Annotated in this window: 19 protein-coding genes and 1 other RNA gene; 10 read left to right on the top strand and 10 right to left on the bottom strand. The window is 37.9% G+C overall.

Annotated features, from left to right (window positions below; all coding sequences use genetic code 11):
* Positions 1-95 precede the first annotated feature (95 nt).
* The 4 genes from SOI76_RS13345 to SOI76_RS18710 all read left to right on the top strand — a co-directional run bounded on the left by SOI76_RS13345 (position 96) and on the right by SOI76_RS18710 (position 2,938).
* Positions 96-614, top strand: coding sequence for a hypothetical protein (locus SOI76_RS13345; RefSeq protein ID WP_104079350.1), 519 nt, complete (start codon positions 96-98; stop codon positions 612-614).
* A gap of 61 nt (positions 615-675) precedes the next feature.
* Complete coding sequence (locus SOI76_RS13340; RefSeq protein WP_104079351.1) at positions 676-1,989, top strand: hypothetical protein; 1,314 nt, start codon at positions 676-678, stop codon at positions 1,987-1,989.
* Between the two features lie 86 nt (positions 1,990-2,075).
* Positions 2,076-2,729 carry an adenylate kinase gene (gene adk / locus SOI76_RS13335; protein ID WP_002117671.1) on the top strand — a complete coding sequence of 218 codons (654 nt, stop codon included), beginning with the start codon at positions 2,076-2,078 and terminating at the stop codon, positions 2,727-2,729.
* A 71-nt stretch (positions 2,730-2,800) separates the two neighbouring features.
* A complete protein-coding gene (locus SOI76_RS18710; RefSeq protein ID WP_335340275.1) occupies positions 2,801-2,938 on the top strand; it encodes a hypothetical protein in 138 nt (45 codons plus the stop codon).
* Between the two features lie 37 nt (positions 2,939-2,975).
* On the opposite strand, the gene nth is transcribed toward SOI76_RS18710, so the two are convergent.
* Together nth and rnfB are read right to left on the bottom strand one after the other, a co-directional pair.
* The gene (nth, locus tag SOI76_RS13325) at positions 2,976-3,665 is read right to left on the bottom strand and encodes an endonuclease III (RefSeq protein ID WP_205668392.1); all 690 of its coding nucleotides are present in this window, start codon (positions 3,663-3,665) and stop codon (positions 2,976-2,978) included.
* A complete protein-coding gene (gene rnfB / locus SOI76_RS13320; protein WP_057074132.1) occupies positions 3,666-4,457 on the bottom strand; it encodes an RnfABCDGE type electron transport complex subunit B in 792 nt (263 codons plus the stop codon).
* A gap of 272 nt (positions 4,458-4,729) precedes the next feature.
* On the opposite strand from rnfB, the gene gdhA reads away from it, so the two are divergent.
* Complete coding sequence (gene gdhA / locus SOI76_RS13315) at positions 4,730-6,133, top strand: NADP-specific glutamate dehydrogenase (RefSeq protein ID WP_104079353.1); 1,404 nt, start codon at positions 4,730-4,732, stop codon at positions 6,131-6,133.
* Positions 6,134-6,186: 53 nt separating this feature from the next.
* Here the strand turns inward: gdhA and hslJ are convergent, their stop codons facing one another.
* The 5 genes from hslJ to SOI76_RS13290 all read right to left on the bottom strand — a co-directional run bounded on the left by hslJ (position 6,187) and on the right by SOI76_RS13290 (position 12,599).
* Positions 6,187-7,296: an META and DUF4377 domain-containing protein gene (hslJ, locus tag SOI76_RS13310; RefSeq protein ID WP_104079354.1), complete on the bottom strand. Its 1,110-nt coding sequence runs from the start codon at positions 7,294-7,296 to the stop codon at positions 6,187-6,189.
* A 168-nt stretch (positions 7,297-7,464) separates the two neighbouring features.
* Positions 7,465-8,241, bottom strand: coding sequence for a DODA-type extradiol aromatic ring-opening family dioxygenase (locus tag SOI76_RS13305; RefSeq protein ID WP_104079355.1), 777 nt, complete (start codon positions 8,239-8,241; stop codon positions 7,465-7,467).
* A gap of 112 nt (positions 8,242-8,353) precedes the next feature.
* A complete protein-coding gene (gene rlmH, locus SOI76_RS13300) occupies positions 8,354-8,833 on the bottom strand; it encodes a 23S rRNA (pseudouridine(1915)-N(3))-methyltransferase RlmH (RefSeq protein WP_033848647.1) in 480 nt (159 codons plus the stop codon).
* A 309-nt stretch (positions 8,834-9,142) separates the two neighbouring features.
* Positions 9,143-11,572: an endopeptidase La gene (lon, locus tag SOI76_RS13295; RefSeq protein WP_104079356.1), complete on the bottom strand. Its 2,430-nt coding sequence runs from the start codon at positions 11,570-11,572 to the stop codon at positions 9,143-9,145.
* A 442-nt stretch (positions 11,573-12,014) separates the two neighbouring features.
* Complete coding sequence (locus SOI76_RS13290; RefSeq protein WP_104079357.1) at positions 12,015-12,599, bottom strand: 5-formyltetrahydrofolate cyclo-ligase; 585 nt, start codon at positions 12,597-12,599, stop codon at positions 12,015-12,017.
* Between the two features lie 241 nt (positions 12,600-12,840).
* Between SOI76_RS13290 and SOI76_RS13285 the strand changes: the two genes are divergently transcribed.
* From SOI76_RS13285 to SOI76_RS13275, 3 genes are all read left to right on the top strand, one after another.
* Positions 12,841-13,185 carry a hypothetical protein gene (locus tag SOI76_RS13285; RefSeq protein ID WP_032054876.1) on the top strand — a complete coding sequence of 115 codons (345 nt, stop codon included), beginning with the start codon at positions 12,841-12,843 and terminating at the stop codon, positions 13,183-13,185.
* A 111-nt stretch (positions 13,186-13,296) separates the two neighbouring features.
* A complete protein-coding gene (locus SOI76_RS13280; protein WP_079284308.1) occupies positions 13,297-13,410 on the top strand; it encodes a hypothetical protein in 114 nt (37 codons plus the stop codon).
* Between the two features lie 93 nt (positions 13,411-13,503).
* The gene (locus SOI76_RS13275; RefSeq protein WP_104079358.1) at positions 13,504-13,824 is read left to right on the top strand and encodes a hypothetical protein; all 321 of its coding nucleotides are present in this window, start codon (positions 13,504-13,506) and stop codon (positions 13,822-13,824) included.
* Positions 13,825-13,965: 141 nt separating this feature from the next.
* On the opposite strand, the gene ssrS is transcribed toward SOI76_RS13275, so the two are convergent.
* From ssrS to SOI76_RS13260, 3 genes are all read right to left on the bottom strand, one after another.
* Positions 13,966-14,150: non-coding RNA, 6S RNA (gene ssrS, locus SOI76_RS13270), on the bottom strand.
* Between the two features lie 190 nt (positions 14,151-14,340).
* Positions 14,341-14,625, bottom strand: coding sequence for a cell division protein ZapA (locus SOI76_RS13265; protein WP_016141863.1), 285 nt, complete (start codon positions 14,623-14,625; stop codon positions 14,341-14,343).
* Positions 14,622-15,182, bottom strand: a complete 561-nt coding sequence (locus tag SOI76_RS13260) for a hypothetical protein (RefSeq protein WP_032054874.1) — start codon at positions 15,180-15,182, stop codon at positions 14,622-14,624. Before SOI76_RS13260 ends, SOI76_RS13265 begins: the two co-directional genes overlap by 4 nt.
* Before the next feature lie 64 nt (positions 15,183-15,246).
* Here SOI76_RS13260 and SOI76_RS13255 point away from each other — a divergent pair, with 64 nt between their 5' ends.
* Together SOI76_RS13255 and pepP are read left to right on the top strand one after the other, a co-directional pair.
* A complete protein-coding gene (locus tag SOI76_RS13255) occupies positions 15,247-15,876 on the top strand; it encodes a UPF0149 family protein (RefSeq protein ID WP_032054873.1) in 630 nt (209 codons plus the stop codon).
* Positions 15,877-15,943: 67 nt separating this feature from the next.
* Entirely contained in the window at positions 15,944-17,266 is a 1,323-nt protein-coding gene (pepP, locus tag SOI76_RS13250; RefSeq protein ID WP_104079359.1) for a Xaa-Pro aminopeptidase, read from the top strand.
* The last annotated feature ends 24 nt before the right edge of the window (positions 17,267-17,290 follow it).

Here is a 17,290-nt window from a genome sequence, read left to right as displayed (position 1 = left end):
ACTTGTATATAAGAAGCAAAATAATTCTGTTAAAGTCTCTCATTCAATAGAATAGGGTTGTTCTCACCATACGATTAGGGAAAATGGAGAAAATAATGAGAAAAATTTATCCCTTACTTGCAGTTTTGACGGTAAGTAGTTGGGCCCATGCTCAAGACTACTCGTTTCTTCCAGAAGCAAAATTAGCAGATCATAAAGCATCTACTTGGAATGTGGGTGCAGGCGTTACTCAAAAATTATTACATCTTAACGGTGAATGGGTAAACCCGTATGGGATTGCTTATGCGAAAGCCGGCGCATTTTTGAATGGTGACAAAACCGCTGGTGGTCAAGTTGGCTTCCGATACCCTTATTATCTTACTGGCACAGACAAAAATGGTTACTATATCGGTTTCTATGCTGGGCATCTTGATAGTAAAGAGGTTGATGGTGATTTTAAATCCCGTTTAGGTGCGGGTGTTGATTTGGCCTATGTGTGGTTAAATTCAGAAAGAATTAGCACTTTTAGTGTGGGTATCGGTGCGGCTGAAAAATTAACTGACCAGAACGGAAATGTTGCTGCAGATACTAAACCACAAATTCAATTTTCTTATTCTCTAAGTTTTGGTTTATAAAACAAAGCAGTTTATCTTTAACTCGCCATAAGCAGAGCACAAATAAATACGAGAGTCTTACATGTTAGAGTACGTCAGTGGATTGTGGCAGATCTTTTTACACAGACCTGATTTTTGGGCCGTTTTGAGTATTATTCCCGTAACGGCTTTTGTCACATGGGCACATGTGTGGATGGCTTTAAAAATGGTATTTTACCCAATTAAATTTTGGGGATTCCATTTAGGGCCCTTGCCAGTAGGTTGGCAAGGTATTGTGCCACGTAAAGCAGGACGTATCTCAGGTATTATTACCGATAACACTTTATCTAAATTAGGTTCATTGCGTGAATTTTTAGAAGCAATGGATCCGGAAGATATGGCACGCATTATTGGTGAACAAGTTGGTTTTGAGCTTGAACATCTTATTGATGAAGTCATGATTGATCGTAATGCCGTACTTTGGGAAAATCTACCTTATTCAATTAAACGCCGTATTTATGCTCAAGCACATAAGCAATTGCCGGGTGTGTTAAAAGAATTAGTGACTGAGCTGACCATGAACGTTGAGTCACTGGTTAACATGCGTGAAATGGTGGTGAGCCAGATGGAAGGTGATCGCCGTTTAATGGTACGTATGTTCTTAAAGGTTGGTCAAAAAGAAATTAACTTTATTTGGCATATTAGTGCATTAATTGGGATGTTCTTTGGTATTTTCCAAATGGTGGTTTGGTTTGTAGTACCATGGCACTGGACAGTACCATTTTGGGCTGCAATTTGGGGCTTTTTAACTAACTGGATCGCAATCTGGATGGTATTTAACCCAATTGAGCCGCATTATATTCGTTATCCACAGATTTTTAGATTAACAAAAGATCGTAAGTTTCCATGGATTGTACCAGTTCTTCGAATTGGGACCTATAATGTCCAAGGCGCTTTTATGAAGCGTCAAGAGGAAGTCTCAGATGTGTTTTCTAGCGTGGTTACAGAAGATCTGATTACGTTAAAATCAATTATGACCGAAATGATGTACGGGCCGAGTAAAGATAAAACGCGCCGCATTGTTAAGCGTCATATTAACGAAATCATGGAAACGCCATTAGTTCGCACCTCTTTACAGCTTTCTTTAGGGCCAAGAGAGTACGCAAGATTAAAGACGGACTTGATTGATCGTTCAATTGAAATTACGATGGGACCCGTATGTGACCCAGCACTGAACGCAAGCCGGGCACAGAAGATTTTTCAAATGTTTAAAGAGCGTATTCGCGAACTGACACCAAAAGAATTTCAGAATTTATTGCGTCCTGCATTTCAGGAGGATGAATGGATTCTTATTGTACTAGGTGGGGTAACCGGATTTATTGCTGGTACAATACATTTGTTTGTGGCTTTCTTATAATTCGATGTCAGGCAGGATCTATTGAAGATTAACGAGACTTTTTCTGCCGGACTTCATATTCATTGTTTTAAATGAGGATGTTTTTTATGCGCATTATTTTACTCGGACCACCTGGAGCAGGCAAAGGGACTCAGGCTCAGTTGATCTGTAAGCGCTACAATGTCCCACAAATTTCAACCGGTGATATGCTCCGTGCTGCGATTCGTGAAGGTACTGAATTAGGTCTAAAAGCTAAAAGTGTAATGGAATCTGGTGGTTTGGTTTCAGATGAACTTATTATCGGTTTAGTAAAAGAACGTATTGCTCAACCTGACTGTGCAAATGGCTGCATTTTCGATGGTTTCCCACGTACTATTCCACAAGCTGAAGCTCTGGAAAAAGAAGGGATTAGCATCGATCACGTGATTGAAATTGATGTTCCTGATGAAGAAATCGTAAAACGTCTTTCTGGTCGTCGTCAGCATCCAGCTTCTGGTCGTGTTTATCACACTGTATATAATCCACCTAAAGTGGAAGGTAAAGATGATGAAACTGGTGAAGACCTTGTTCAACGTCCAGATGACCAAGAAGAAACAATCCGTAAGCGTTTAGCGTCTTATCACACTGAAACAGAGCAATTGGTTGGTTTCTACCAAGGTCGTGCTGCTTCTGGTGAAAATGCTCCAACTTATGACAAGCTTGATGGCTTGCGTACAATTGAAGATGTACAAAAAGATTTGTTCAACATCTTAGACAAATAATTTAATATTGTTTGTGATAATGAGCCCTCTTTGTGAGGGCTCTTTTCTTTCATTCAGTGCAGGAGAACAATATGAAAATCATATTGATTTTGGTGGTATTGCTGAGTCTAGCACTATTAATATTTTTGGCTTTTCAAAGCTATAAAATGCTAAGACAGGTACAAAAACAAGCAAAAGAAGAGCGTAATGAAAAAAAGCGTCTAAAGTAAGTTTGATTGGGTATGATCCCTATACCCAACCATATTTTTAAGCTTCAATACTTTTAATGGCAATTTGCTTTTGTGCGCCAAATTCAAAGCGATCAGGCCAGTTACACACATCTGCAACAACACATTCCGCACATTTAGGTTTACGGGCAATACAACAGTAACGACCATGTAATATCAGCCAGTGGTGTGCATCTATAATAAATTCTTTAGGAATGACCTTTACTAAACGGTGCTCAACCTCAAGAACATTTTTACCTACGGCTAAGCCAGTTCGATTACTCACTCGGAAAATATGGGTATCGACAGCCATAGTTGGTTGTCCGAATGCCGTATTTAAAACAACATTAGCAGTTTTACGTCCGACACCCGGTAAAGCTTCCAAGTCTTTTCTGTTGCTTGGAACTTCGCCGTTAAATTGTTCCATTAAAATCTTGCAGGTCTTAATGACATTTTCGGCTTTTGCGTTATAGAGACCAATTGTCTTGATATATTCCTTTAACCCATCTACGCCTAAGTTATAGATTTTTTCGGCTGTATTCGCCACAGGGTAGAGCTTATCAGTTGCTTTATTAACACTTACGTCGGTCGCTTGAGCTGACAACATAACTGCAATAAGTAGCTCAAATGGAGATGAATATTTTAACTCGGTTTGAGGTGATGGTCGTTGTTCGCGAAGACGTTCAAAGAAAATTTGAATCTGCTTTTTCGTCATATTCTTGACAGCCATTCAGACCTCCTGTACTTGCATGAGTTGCTGTTGCAGTTCTTCAAGTTGAAGACGCTTTTTAGCATCTTCACGAACACTGAGCTGTTTTTCCAGTTTCTTAATTTGCGTACGAATTTTCGCTAACTCAATTGTAGTTTTTGCATCAGTTGGCACAACCTCTTTGGGTTTCTCGATGAGTTCAATTGAAGGTACTTCATCAAGTGCCTGAGAGAACTGGGCAAACAGTTGGGTATCAATTTCAGCGCGTACTACAGGCCCTTTACGGTGAGTACGACGCTTTTCTTCGCGCTGAATGTGAGCGTAATAACGTTGTCTTAAATCATTTTGTTCAGCAATACGCTGTTGCTCATTTGGTAATGCTTGCGTGTCTTCGACCAAATCAATGCAATCTACCGGACAAGGTGGAATACATAGCTCACAACCCGTACATAAGTCAGTCAAGATGGTGTGCATGAGCTTACCACTTCCAATAATAGCATCTACAGGGCAAGCACTAATACATTTGGTGCAACCAATACATTCATCTTCCCGAATAATCGCTTTCATTCGCTGAGGACGCCCATCGGCCTGTACAGGCCATACGCTAGTTTCAGCGGTTAATACAGGACGATTTAATAGATTTGCAAGTGCATCGGCTACAGGCTGACCACCTGGAACACATTTATTTGCTTCTTCACCTTCAGCAATCGACTTTGCGTAGGGTAGACATCCATCACGATGTCCACATAAACCACACTGAGTCTGTGGTAATAACGCATCAATCTCGCGTATGAGAGAAATAGATGAATTCATAGGGGACAAATAGCTTGGTTAAAACGATGCGATAATGAAGAAAAACCTAAGTAAGGTCAATGGATTTTAACGAATTTATTGGCTTTTTGATTGACCTAAAATGTAGCCAATATTGCACAATAATAGATCAATAAAAATGAAAAGATAAATTAATATTTCTTATTTTTAAGTAGTTTTTCTAAAAATAACTTTTTGATAATTAAGGTAAATAAAATAATTTAAAATAAGTATTGTTAAAATTGATGGAAAGGGATTTAATATTTTGCTGCTAAATGATGCATTTAAAAATGTATTGCACCAATTTAATTCATTACTATGCTGAGGACCGTGCATTGAAATACAACAACCTGAATGAATTCCTGAATTACGTGCAAGCGCGTGATCCGCATCAACCTGAGTTCTTACAAGCTGTCGAAGAAGTTATGACGAGTTTGTGGCCATTTATTGAAAAAAATCCGGAATATGCAGAGCAGGGATTGCTAGAACGTTTGGTTGAACCTGAGCGTGTGATTCAATTCCGTGTTTCATGGATGGATGATCAAGGCCAGACTCAAGTTAACCGTGCTTTTCGCGTTCAATACAATTCAGCAATTGGTCCATTCAAAGGTGGAATGCGTTTCCATCCATCGGTCAATCTATCAATTTTAAAATTTTTAGGTTTTGAGCAGACTTTTAAAAACTCACTTACTACTTTACCAATGGGTGGGGGGAAAGGTGGTTCAGATTTTGATCCTAAAGGTAAATCTGATGCTGAAATTATGCGCTTCTGCCAGGCATTAATCATTGAGCTTTATCGCCATTTAGGACCCAATACGGATATTCCAGCTGGGGATATTGGCGTGGGGGCACGTGAAGTTGGTTATATGGCAGGCATGATGAAAAAGCTGAGTAACGACACCGCTTGTGTCTTTACCGGTAAAGGAATTTCATTCGGTGGTAGCTTAATGCGTCCTGAAGCAACTGGTTATGGTACGGTTTATTTTGCAGAAGAAATGCTAAAAGCCCGTGGACAATCTTTTGCTGGTAAAACTGTTTCTGTTTCAGGCTCTGGTAACGTCGCACAATATGCGGCAGAAAAGGCGATGTTCTTAGGAGCAAAAGTTGTTACCTTGTCGGACTCAAACGGTACAGTTTATTTAAAAAATGGTTTTACAGATGATTTGCTTGCTGAAGTAATGGAACTGAAAAACGTTAAACGTGGTCGTATTTCCGAGTTTGCTTCTAAACATGGTTTTGAATATTTTGAAGGAAAAACGCCTTGGCATATTCCTGTCGATATTGCTTTACCATGTGCTACGCAAAATGAATTAACAGGTGAGGACGCGAAAATACTTATTTCTAACGGTGTCATTTGTGTAGCTGAAGGCGCTAATATGCCATCTACACTTGAAGCAGTTGAACACTTTATCGAAGCTAAAATTTTGTATGCGCCAGGTAAAGCATCTAATGCGGGTGGGGTGGCAACTTCTGGTTTAGAAATGTCTCAAAATGCAATTCGTTTAGGCTGGACCCATGCTGAGGTCGATGAACGCTTACATGCAATCATGAAAGACATTCATGCCAACTGTGTAAGATATGGTACTAAAGAAGACGGCACTGTGAACTACGTAGACGGTGCCAATATTGCAGGTTTTGTAAAAGTTGCTGATGCAATGCTTGCTCAAGGTATTTTCTAAGATAGAAATAAAAAATCCGATGCATAAGCATCGGATTTTTTTAGTCTAAAAACTTATTTTTTCGGTTTTTTAACTAACTCTTGTTCTACAACCATATCTAATACATCTGCTTGACTAGATTGGTCTGCAGCCGGGTTTTTCACTTCAAAACGTTTTACACGTAAAATTACGCGTTGGTCTGGTTTGTGTTCAAAACCTTCGATTTGACCGTAATATAATGACCAGTTTTTGTCAGCGTAAGTTTTAACGCCTTTCTCGTCATATTTAATTTCACGAACTTGCATACAAGTTTGTGGCGCAACACCAGTACAAGATTTAGTTTCTGGAGCTACTTCAAGGAAAACAGTTTTTCCTTCAGATTGATATTTCGCTTCAGGTGTCATTTTACCAGTGAAAGTATATTTCTGGCCTTGAGCATCAGATACAGTCAATGTTGGTTGATCAACATTTGTAGTATTGAGTTCAAATGGAATTGCACGTTTTTGGAAGAGGCTGCTAGAAAATTGTTCCTGTTTCATTAAAGCAGGTTCACACGCCATCATAGTCGACATTACGTCAGCTGTTACGATGGCGTTGTTTTCAACTTTCCAAGTTGTGCCTTGGCGGTTACAACCTGTTGCGATAGATAAACGATCATTTGTAAAATTAAGAACGATTGGTTTTTTAGTATTTTCAGGCTGATATGACCAAGAGTAGTCTGTTAAAGCTTGAGTATTAACTGCTTTTTGACCTTGGAAAATATGTTTTTGACCAGTTTTATCTGTCACCGTTAAAATCACCTGACCATTAGTGTTGCTAATTTCAATTGGTAATTTTGCTTCATTAAAGATGCTATTCGACAATTGTTCTTGTTTCATTAAATCATCTTGGCAAGCCATCATCGTTGAAACAAGATTAGAAGTAACAAGTTGGTTACCTTCAACTTTCCAAGTACCGCCTTGGCCATTACAACCTGTATTGATTGCTAATTTACCATCTGCATTAAAGTTAAGAATAAGTGGTTTAGAAGCTTTTACATTTTGATAAGTCCATGCATATTCACCTAAAGTGGTTGCAAGGTTTTGTTGTTGCTCAGAAACAATTGGAGCAGGAGTATTAGTAACTGTTTGACACGCCATCAAAGAAAAAGGTAATAACGCAAGAATTAAATATTTAATTTTCATTTAAAAACTTCAAGTAAAAAAACAACAGTAATAAGCTTAAAACATTCTTAAAAAAAGAAAATGTAAACATTTGATTGTTTCGGTTTTTAAAATGTATAAGTTTGTAAATTATTCGAAATTTCAACAAAAATAATGGTATACCCCGCAAACCGGGGTATTTGTTAATAATTAATCAAAACGATAAATGTCCATTCCTAATGAACCCATTGTGAAGCTACTGTGAACAATCGTAAAACGGTTACCAGTACCCATAGCGAAAAACAAAGGGGCAAAATGTTCAAGGCTAGGGTGATTACGTTTCACATAAGGCAGTGATTGCCAATCCAAAACGCCCTCATAATCTTGATGGGAAAGTTTATTAACGACAGTATTTCTAAAAGTTGAAGCCCATTCAGGAACTTTAGAGTTGTCTCCTTGCCAAGATAACTCTGCTAGATTATGAGTAATACTTCCTGAACCAATGAGTAAAATTTGTTTGTCACGTAAAGGCGCGAGTGTTTGTCCTATACGATAAATTTCTTGTGCACTTAAATTTGATGGCAAAGAAATTTCGACTACAGGAATGTCTGCATCTGGGTACATATGCAATAAAGGCATCCATACGCCATGATCACGAGGACGTGTACTATTGGCATGTGCAACAAAATGAGCATCTGCCAATAATTTTAAAATTTCTTCTGCTAATGCTGGTTCGCCAGGCGCACTGTAGCGAATTTCATATAACTCTTTAGGAAAACCACGGAAGTCATGCCACGTTTCAGGACGAGTCGAAATGCTTACTTCAAGTGCTTTACTTTCCCAGTGCGCAGACATCACAATGATTGCCTTAGGTATAGGAAGATTTGTACCTAAACGATGTAGAGCAGGTCCCACTTGTTCCGGATCAAGCGCAAGCATGGGCGAGCCATGGGAAATAAACAGTCCGGGAAGCGTTTGTAGTTCCATTTCATTACACCTGATTTGAAAAGCAGAATAATAGTTATTATGCCAAAATCAGGACATGTTAAAAGTATCCAGATTTCAACGGATTGTTCTTAAAATGAAACGTTTGTTCCATTTATGCACGGTGATAGGGATGATTGTGATTAATACTCATCGCCCGATATAGTTGCTCGATTAATAAAACACGTACCAAAGGGTGAGGCATCGTGAGTTTTGAAAGTGACCAATGCCAAGCGGCAGCTTTACGTACCTGATCTGACAAACCATCTGGACCACCAATAGCAAGTGCTACATCATTACCTTCGAGCATCCACTGCTTCATTGTATCAGCTAATTTTTCTGTGCTGAGTTCCCGACCACCAACTTCAAGAGCAATTAGGGTTTCATTCGGTTTTAAAGTATTTAAAATACTTTCGCCTTCAATTTGGCAATACTTTAAAATATCCGCTTCTGAATCATTTTTACCACGTTTGGCCATAGGCAGTTCAATGACTTGGGTTTGAACAAAAGGTTGGATACGTTTGAAATAATCTTCAAAACCAGTGAGAACCCAAGCAGGCATTTTTTGACCAATGGTCAGAATACGAATTTTCATATTATCTATTCATTCAAAAACAGCTGGCGCATTATACCTGAGGAATGAAAGCATCTGATGATCTTAAAAGACAGGCATAAAAAACGCAGTCCAAAAAACTGTGTTGGACTGCGATCAAATGATCATCTGTCTGGAGTTCAGATGATCATAGAGAATAAAAACAAGGTTATCTATAAAAGAAGAGATAACGAAGAATATTTAAAGTAATTAAATACTCTTAATACCTATTATGAGGATGGTTGGATATTTTTCAATCAAATTGTGTAACAAAAAAAAGAGAGCCGAAGCTCTCTCTTTTTTATTTTTTCATTAGTGGCGTGCTGCTTTTGAACCTTCCACCGGTTTTACAATCGGTGTTTTAGGCAAAGGCTTTGGCATCGAAACTAATGCTAAAGGTAAGATGTCATCAATACTTTTCACAGCTTTGATTTCCAAACCTTCTTTAACATTCGCAGGAATTTCTGCCAAGTCACGAACGTTGTCTTGAGGAATGAAGACGAGCTTGATTCCACCGCGGTGTGCTGCAAGAAGTTTTTCTTTTAAGCCACCAATACGCATTGCACGACCACCTAAGCTTGTTTCACCCGTCATTGCAATATCTGGACGAATCGCAATACCTGTAAATGCTGATACAAGGGCAGTTGTTAACGCTAAACCAGCAGATGGGCCATCTTTTGGTGTTGCACCTTCTGGTAAGTGAACGTGTACATCAGTTTCTTCAAAACGAGAAGCTTCAATACCTAGCTCATCGGCACGGGTACGTACTAAAGTCATTGCTGTAGTAATAGACTCTTTCATTACATCGCCGAGTGAACCAGTTGTAATGAATTTACCTTTACCTTTAACCGCTGCAACTTCAATAGTAAGTAACTCACCACCTACAGATGTCCAAGCTAGACCATTTACGCGTCCCACTTGTGCCTCATCTTCTGCAATACCAAAATCAAACTTATGTGGACCTAAGTATTCTGGAAGATTGGCAGAAGTCACATCAAGTTGTAAGTTTTTAGACTTTTTACTTACTGCTTCTTTTACCACTTTACGTGCAATTTTAGAAACTTCACGTTCTAAATTACGTACACCAGCTTCACGTGTATAGCGCTGAACAATGTCACGAATCGCTTCTTCATGGATTGTTAACTCTTTTGCACGTAGGCCATTGTTCTTAATTGCTTTTGGAACAAGGTAACGTTCAGCAATGTTAACTTTTTCATCTTCGGTATAACCCGGTAGACGAATAACTTCCATACGGTCAAGCAATGCTTCTGGAATATTCATACTGTTTGCAGTACAGATGAACATCACTTCAGATAGGTCAAGATCAAGATCTAAATAGTGATCGTTGAACTTGCTGTTTTGTGATGGATCTAATACTTCAAGCAATGCAGAAGCAGGATCGCCACGGTAGTCTTGTGCCATCTTGTCAATTTCGTCGAGTAAGAACAATGGGTTCTTCACGCCAACTTTTGTTAAAGATTGCACGATTTTACCTGGCATCGCACCAATATAAGTACGACGGTGACCACGAATTTCAGCCTCGTCTCGTACACCACCAAGTGCCATACGAACAAACTCACGACCTGTTGCTTTCGCGACAGACTCACCAAGTGAAGTTTTACCTACACCAGGAGGGCCTACTAAACATAGAATCGGACCTTTGAGCTTTTTAACACGTGACTGAACAGCTAAGTATTCAACAATACGATCTTTTACGTCATCTAAGCCGTAGTGATCGGTATCGAGAATTTCCTGTGCTTTCGCAAGGTTAATACTTACTTTGCTCGCTTTATTCCACGGCGTATCTAAAATTACTTCTAGATAGTTACGTACAACAGCAGCTTCACTAGAGGCAGGTTGCATTGCTTTAAGCTTACGGAACTCAGCTTCAGCTTTTTTACGTACGTGTTCAGGTAAATCAGCCTCAGCAAGACGTTTCTCTATTTCAGCAACGTCATCTTCAGCACCGCCATTCATGTCAGAAAGTTCACGTTGAATGACTTTCATTTTTTCATTTAGAAAGTATTCACGTTGGTTTTTTTCCATTTGACGTTTTACGCTGTCATGCAAAGTTTGTTCAATTTGCTGTTCTGCAGATTGATTTACCAAGTAGCTCATCAGCTCTTGTAAATGTGCTTCAAACTCATCGTACTCTAAAAATTTCTGTTTAATTTCAATATTTAGAGGCACGCGTGTTGCTACGAAGAACATGAGTTGTAGCAAGTCTTCAATTTTATTAGCCGCAGCAACAAGTTCACGTGCATTACGTAATTTTGCTTCAGCATATTGAGCAAATAAAGTACGTAACTCTTGCAAACGAGTTTCTTGAGTAGCTTTATCGACGTTAATTGTCATTGGACTTAAGCTGTGCTCAGCAGTCAAATGACTATCTTCATCGATAATCTTTTCAAGTTTAGAGCGATGTAAACCTTCAATAAGTACTTTAATGCAGTTTTCATCATTCTCATGATTTACGACTTGAACAATCTTAGCGACAGTTCCGTACTGATAAAGGTTATCGTGATCAATTTCTTCTGTAAGCGAATCTTTTTGCGCAACTACAAATACTAAATTGTCACTGTTACGAGCCACATCAACTGCATTGATCGATTTTTCACGACCCACAAATAACGCAATTTGCATGTGTGGATAAACCACGACATCACGCAACGCTAAAAGTGGTAATACACTTGGAACCTGAGGCTCTAAGTCAGTTTTTTCATTCATAATAAGTTCAGACATGGGCACTCCTAATGAGTGACAACGAGGTTGCCATGTTTTTTATAGTGATGTGTATTTTAAAAATTACAAGGGCCTCACTAGAGAAAATGTGGAAAAAAGGACTAATTTAGTCAACTTTTTTTTAAAAATGTTATGAATCAAGAGATTAAATCTTAAGAAGAATAAAAATTTGTATAAATCATAATTAATTTAGCTTAATAATTATAAATTTTTATATAACAAAAAGAATTATGATAGGAAAATAACCACTTTATTGTGCGATTTATAAACTGCATTTAATTAACAATAATGCAAAACTCATTCAGTGTTTAGCATTAAATAGGCGTGTTAATATAAGTTGGTATAGCGGTCTGTCACGTAAAAGTAATCATCCTTAGGGTGGTTACTTTTATGATTTTAGGAACACGAAAAATTAAGACTGTTTTTAATTTTCACATAAATATTATCTTTTAAAATAATAAACACGTTGTGGTGTGAGTAAGGCATCTAAGGGCTGATCCCAACTTTGGCGTTCTAGAGTATGTTCAATAAATTGAAATTGATGAGCTAACCCTAAACGATAAGGCTGGTGTTTTGCAGTAGCCAAGGTACGATCATAATAACCACCTCCCATACCAATACGCGTACCATATTGATCGCATGCTAAAAGTGGCATGAGTAACAAATCAAGAGAAGCCACATGCTTTGCTCTGCTTGCCATAGGTTCTTTCATACCTAATGGATGGTGTGAAAACCGTCGATTTATATATTGGTTTTTAGATATTTTTACCCAAACTAATTTTTGATTCATAGAACAAATCATCGGTAAATAAACTTGTTTATTCTTTTTAAAACATAGGGCTATGAGAAGCTCTGTGTGAACTTCACCAAAGGCATGTAAATATAAGCCAATTTTTTTTGAAGAATGAAAAATAGGAAGGGTATTGAGATGATGAAGAACATCAAGCTGAGCTTGTTTTTGTTCAAATGAAGTTAAAGAACGTCTTTTAGATCTTAAATTTTTTCTAATAAAGCTGAGTTCATTCATGAGGTAAATCTAACGAAAATTAGAGATCAGTCGTGCAAAATTATACCTATTTTTCGACAGATTTATGGAAATAGAAGAGTAATTAGAAAAGCACCATAAATTCATTGGATTAATAATCATAAAGTAATCTGATATATTTTATTTAAAGATAAAATTTCTATTTCTTTACGTATTACCAGTATTTCTTTACATTTAATAAGGTTAAGTATATTTAAAAGATTGATGCAGCATTACTAAGCCTATGAAGTTAAAAATTCTAACCCTTACTCTGAGCACTTTAACGCTACTTAGTGGCTGCACAAAACAAGCAGAACCTGAAGCAGCGGAAGTTGATTATAAAGCTCAATTTGAAGAGTCAGATCGTAAAATCGGAGAGTTTTTAGATCAGTTAGATAACCCAAATACACCTCAAGACGTTAAGGTCAAAATTTTATGTCATGACTATCCTGAGGTCTATAAAACTCAATACATGCCCGCTTTAATAAAAATTTCGCCTAAACCTTATACTGAAGAAAAGTTGTTATCTGATCTAAAAAGTGCAACTGACTACTATAAGGACGCTTTTGGGATTAGATGTAATCAATAAATTTAATTGTGTTTTGTCTCAAAAAATCCGATAAGTGTGAATTGATTGGCATTATTGACTTGTGATAAATTTTCTTCTGTCTTAAATAAGTAATAGTTTGGGGATCAAGATATGGAAATCTTAAAATTTTTACAAAGTTTTAATACGGTTGGAACTTACTTAACAATTGCATCAACTGTTTTAGTGGGTCTTGTTATTTATTTTTATGTGATTAATCCCGCATAGAACCCTTTCAAAGAAATAGTGATTAAATCACTATTTCTTTTTTATTAATAAGATTCTCTAATTCATTTAAAGCCATAAAAATAAGGTAGGTGTATGAAATTTAAATTATTTTTTCTTGGTTTTTTAGCTTTTGGCTGTTATGCCGATGAAAGTGTAAATGACCCCGAAATTTGTAATGTGGTGAAGAAAGTTTCTTATACTGTCATGGAAGCGCGTCAACAAAAGGTCCCATCTGAAGACTTGCAGCATATAGCGAATAGTCTTGAAGATCCAAAGGCAAAACAACTTTATCAAGATTTAATTACTTCTGCTTACTCAACCAAAGTATTCAAGACCAGCTTTTTTAAACAAAAAGCGATAGAAGATTTTCAAACAGCTTGGTATCAAGAATGCCTGAGTAGAAAAGAAAAGTAATTTTGAATGCAGAGATTCATTCATCTCTAAAATAATAACGTTATGCATTATTGAATGCTTGAGAAAAAGATCGTACCGACAGGCCTGTATTGAAAAGTTAATTGAAATAAATTTTTGGAATTTTATTATTTAATTAAAAATAAATGCTCCGAAGATGCCGCTGCATGTGTCGTTACCCTGAACCCGATGAGTTCAAGGTGGACGCGACGTATACTTGCTGGGTTTCCTACTCGAAGGTAGGCATACACTCTAAATATACAGAACGCAATCCATAAGTTTAAGTATCGGCAGGGGAATAGACCCGCTGGCGAACATCCCAGAGATAGCTTAAGTATAACCGATCTGACCCTGATGGCAATCACTTGAGTTTATGGAACTGTAAACTTAGTTTGCGTTTGATGAAGCTTTGTACATTAGAGTACAGAAAATAATATTCAACTGGAGTTTTACTCTCAATAAAAATGCCTTGCATCTATGTTTTAGAATACAAGGCATTTTTGTATTGATAGAAGTTGATTAAACCACTTGTTCAACTTCTTCTAAAATTGTTTGCAGTAGACGTTCGCAGTGAGTGTATTCCTGCAAAGATTTATTAAGGCTCAGCACTTCTTGAGTTAATTGTAAAGCGACCATAATGACCAGTTTATTGTGCTCAACACGTGGAGCACTACGGCGCATGTCATTAAACTTCTCATTGAGAAGCTGTGCTGCACGTTCAAGTTCATCTTTTTTATCTGCGGTAGTAGCGAGTCTAAAAGTCTGCTCAATCAGCCTAAGCTCTACCATGACTTGTTCACTCATGATTGGGTCTCCTCACCAGTTTCAGCATTAGGATGGGCAAGCTGCTGGATTTCTTGGGCATGTTGATCTTGAGCAGTGCCTAAAATTCCTAAACGTTGAATAATCGCTTCAACTTTTGATTTGGCAAGCTCATTTTTTTGTAACAAACGATCACGATCTTGTTGTAAATCATGCAGCTCTTGCTGAGTTTGACGCTGGTGGGCTTGTAACTTTTCTTTTGCAACACGTAATTCATTTCGTTCTGCAAGGATTTCCTGAAAACGATTTTTTAAATCAGTCGTACTCTTTTCTAATCGGCTATAACGTTCAGCAAGTGTGTTAGCATCTTGATTCAACTGTTGAAATTGGCCTTTTAACTGAGTGAGTTGCTCAGTTACTGCCTCAATTTCCTCTTGTTTTTTAGTGATAATACTATTTTTTTGCACAACTTGTGCGTGATGCTCTGTTTCAGCCAGTTCTTTAGCTTCTGAGAGGGCCGCATGTTCACTCTCTAAATGATGTAAGCGTGTTTTTAAAACGCTAATATGCGCTTGTAGCCGCTGTAATTGTTCTAACATAACGAGGTCGCACAGAATTGCAATCAAAGGTAATATATACAAAGTATAGAGATTGGATAAACGAATGCAAGACGATATTTCAGGCTGGACAGATTGGAACGCTCATTTTGAAGGAATTGAAGAAATTTCAAGCCCTAGTGAGTTACATGGTCTGTTAACAGGTATTGTTTGTGTGACAGAAGCGCCTACGCGTGAAGAATGGTCACAAATTTTAACAACCCTTAATGTGCCAGAGTTAAGTGAAGATGCTTTAGTGCTTTTAACTGACGAAGCAGAAGATGTGGTTCATGCTTTATCTGAAGACGAACTAGATTATCTACCAATGCTTCCAGATGATGAACATCTACTTCAAGAGCGTGTGCAAGCACTATCTGATTGGTGTGCGGGTGTTGTGTTAGGTTTCGGTTTGGCATCGGGTCATGTTCGTGGTGATGAGCGCGAATTGATTGAACACCTTCAAGATGTTGCAGCAGTCGAATTTGAAGATTCTGACAATGATGAGGAAGGCGAAAGCAGCTACGAAGAATTGTATGAATTTGTACGCTTAATTCCTGTAAGCTTGTCGATTGGTAGAAAAAAAATCACTGTAGCTGAAAGTTCTTTATTGAAAAACTTTCATGCAAAAAGTAAAACTGCTGCTCTAGGTACAGATCAGAATATTGTTGAAATGTTTACACCACATCGCCCAAGCTAATTGAGGCGATGTGTTATTGGTTGTATTTTATTTTTTGACTTTAAAATTCTAAATCAAGTAGATCATTATGAAATTGCCTCAAGCTGATTTTCAACATCGTAGAGACCGTTTAGCAGAAAAAATGGGTCCTAACAGTATTGCAATTATTGCAACGCGTGAGGAGATGTACCGTAATCGTGATGCGGATTATAAATTCCGTGCCGATAGTAGCTTTTTCTATTTGACGGGCTTTGCTGAGCCTGAAGCAGTTGCAGTTATTGAAACCTTTGAGGATGTAACTGACTATAGTTATAGTCTTTTTTGTCGTGAACGTAACCGCGAGATGGAAATCTGGAATGGTTACCGTGCCGGAATTGATGGCGCGATTGAAGACTATGATGCAGATGAAGCCTATGCAATTGATCTGCTTGATGAAGAAATTATTGAAAAGTTATTAAATAAAGAACGCCTTTATTATCGGATTGGGCAAAATGCTGCGTTTGATGCAAGAGTGAGCCAGTGGATTAAAAAAGCAGATGCTGAGCATCGACATCAAGGTGCTCCAGCTCAACTGGTACAGCTCGACCGTATTGTCGATGAAATGCGGTTAATCAAGTCACCACAAGAACTTGAGCTGATGCAAATTGCTTCAAAAATTAGTGCTAAGGCACATACTCGTGCAATGCAAACTGTTCGCCCTGGCATGATGGAATATGCACTAGAAGCCGAGCTCAATTATATATTTGGGCAAAACGGCTGTGTGCCTTCTTACAACAGTATTGTTGGTGGTGGGGCTAATGCCTGTATTTTGCACTATGTTGAAAATAACCAACCTCTTAAAGACGGTGATTTAGTCTTAATTGATGCTGCATGTGAATATGAGTTCTATGCATCAGATATTACCCGTACTTTTCCGGTCAATGGTAAATTTAGTGCTGAGCAAAAAGCATTATATGAAGTTGTTTTGGCTTCTCAATATGCGGCAATTGATGCAGTACGCATTGGTAATTCGTACCGTGAGCCTCATGAAGTAGCAGTTAAAATTTTAACCGAAGGCTTAGTGGATTTAGGTCTGCTCAACGGGGATATTAACGAACTTATCGAAACCGAAGCATACCGTCAATTTTATATGCATGGTACAGGTCATTGGTTAGGAATGGATGTACATGATGTCGGGTCTTACAAAAAAGGTGAAGACTGGCGTCAATATGAAGAAGGTATGGTCGTTACCGTTGAACCAGGCCTATACATTGCACCAGACGATGAAAGTGTAGATAAAAAATGGCGTGGTATTGGTATTCGTATTGAAGATGATGTGGTCGCAACCTCGAAAGGACCACGAGTTTTAACTGCAGATGTGGTTAAAAATATTGCAGATATTGAACATTTAATGGCGCAAGCTAAATCATAATTAAACGTATTCGCCAAAGGAGCA

It is taken from the genome of Acinetobacter pittii (assembly GCF_034064985.1).
GTDB lineage: Bacteria > Pseudomonadota > Gammaproteobacteria > Pseudomonadales > Moraxellaceae > Acinetobacter > Acinetobacter pittii_H.
Note: the sequence above shows the minus strand (reverse complement) of the source record. Positions and strands in the feature narration are given on the sequence as shown.

Excerpts from the sequence above, each read along its gene's own strand:
- SOI76_RS13345 (WP_104079350.1), top strand. The coding sequence starts at position 96 with ATGAGAAAAATTTATCCCTTACTTGCAGTTTTGACGGTAAGTAGTTGG.
- SOI76_RS13340 (WP_104079351.1), top strand. The coding sequence starts at position 676 with ATGTTAGAGTACGTCAGTGGATTGTGGCAGATCTTTTTACACAGACCT.
- adk (WP_002117671.1), top strand. The coding sequence starts at position 2,076 with ATGCGCATTATTTTACTCGGACCACCTGGAGCAGGCAAAGGGACTCAG.
- SOI76_RS18710 (WP_335340275.1), top strand. The coding sequence starts at position 2,801 with ATGAAAATCATATTGATTTTGGTGGTATTGCTGAGTCTAGCACTATTA.
- nth (WP_205668392.1), bottom strand. The coding sequence starts at position 3,665 with ATGGCTGTCAAGAATATGACGAAAAAGCAGATTCAAATTTTCTTTGAA.
- rnfB (WP_057074132.1), bottom strand. The coding sequence starts at position 4,457 with ATGAATTCATCTATTTCTCTCATACGCGAGATTGATGCGTTATTACCA.
- gdhA (WP_104079353.1), top strand. The coding sequence starts at position 4,730 with ATGATGCATTTAAAAATGTATTGCACCAATTTAATTCATTACTATGCT.
- hslJ (WP_104079354.1), bottom strand. The coding sequence starts at position 7,296 with ATGAAAATTAAATATTTAATTCTTGCGTTATTACCTTTTTCTTTGATG.
- SOI76_RS13305 (WP_104079355.1), bottom strand. The coding sequence starts at position 8,241 with ATGGAACTACAAACGCTTCCCGGACTGTTTATTTCCCATGGCTCGCCC.
- rlmH (WP_033848647.1), bottom strand. The coding sequence starts at position 8,833 with ATGAAAATTCGTATTCTGACCATTGGTCAAAAAATGCCTGCTTGGGTT.
- lon (WP_104079356.1), bottom strand. The coding sequence starts at position 11,572 with ATGTCTGAACTTATTATGAATGAAAAAACTGACTTAGAGCCTCAGGTT.
- SOI76_RS13290 (WP_104079357.1), bottom strand. The coding sequence starts at position 12,599 with ATGAATGAACTCAGCTTTATTAGAAAAAATTTAAGATCTAAAAGACGT.
- SOI76_RS13285 (WP_032054876.1), top strand. The coding sequence starts at position 12,841 with ATGAAGTTAAAAATTCTAACCCTTACTCTGAGCACTTTAACGCTACTT.
- SOI76_RS13280 (WP_079284308.1), top strand. The coding sequence starts at position 13,297 with ATGGAAATCTTAAAATTTTTACAAAGTTTTAATACGGTTGGAACTTAC.
- SOI76_RS13275 (WP_104079358.1), top strand. The coding sequence starts at position 13,504 with ATGAAATTTAAATTATTTTTTCTTGGTTTTTTAGCTTTTGGCTGTTAT.
- SOI76_RS13265 (WP_016141863.1), bottom strand. The coding sequence starts at position 14,625 with ATGAGTGAACAAGTCATGGTAGAGCTTAGGCTGATTGAGCAGACTTTT.
- SOI76_RS13260 (WP_032054874.1), bottom strand. The coding sequence starts at position 15,182 with ATGTTAGAACAATTACAGCGGCTACAAGCGCATATTAGCGTTTTAAAA.
- SOI76_RS13255 (WP_032054873.1), top strand. The coding sequence starts at position 15,247 with ATGCAAGACGATATTTCAGGCTGGACAGATTGGAACGCTCATTTTGAA.
- pepP (WP_104079359.1), top strand. The coding sequence starts at position 15,944 with ATGAAATTGCCTCAAGCTGATTTTCAACATCGTAGAGACCGTTTAGCA.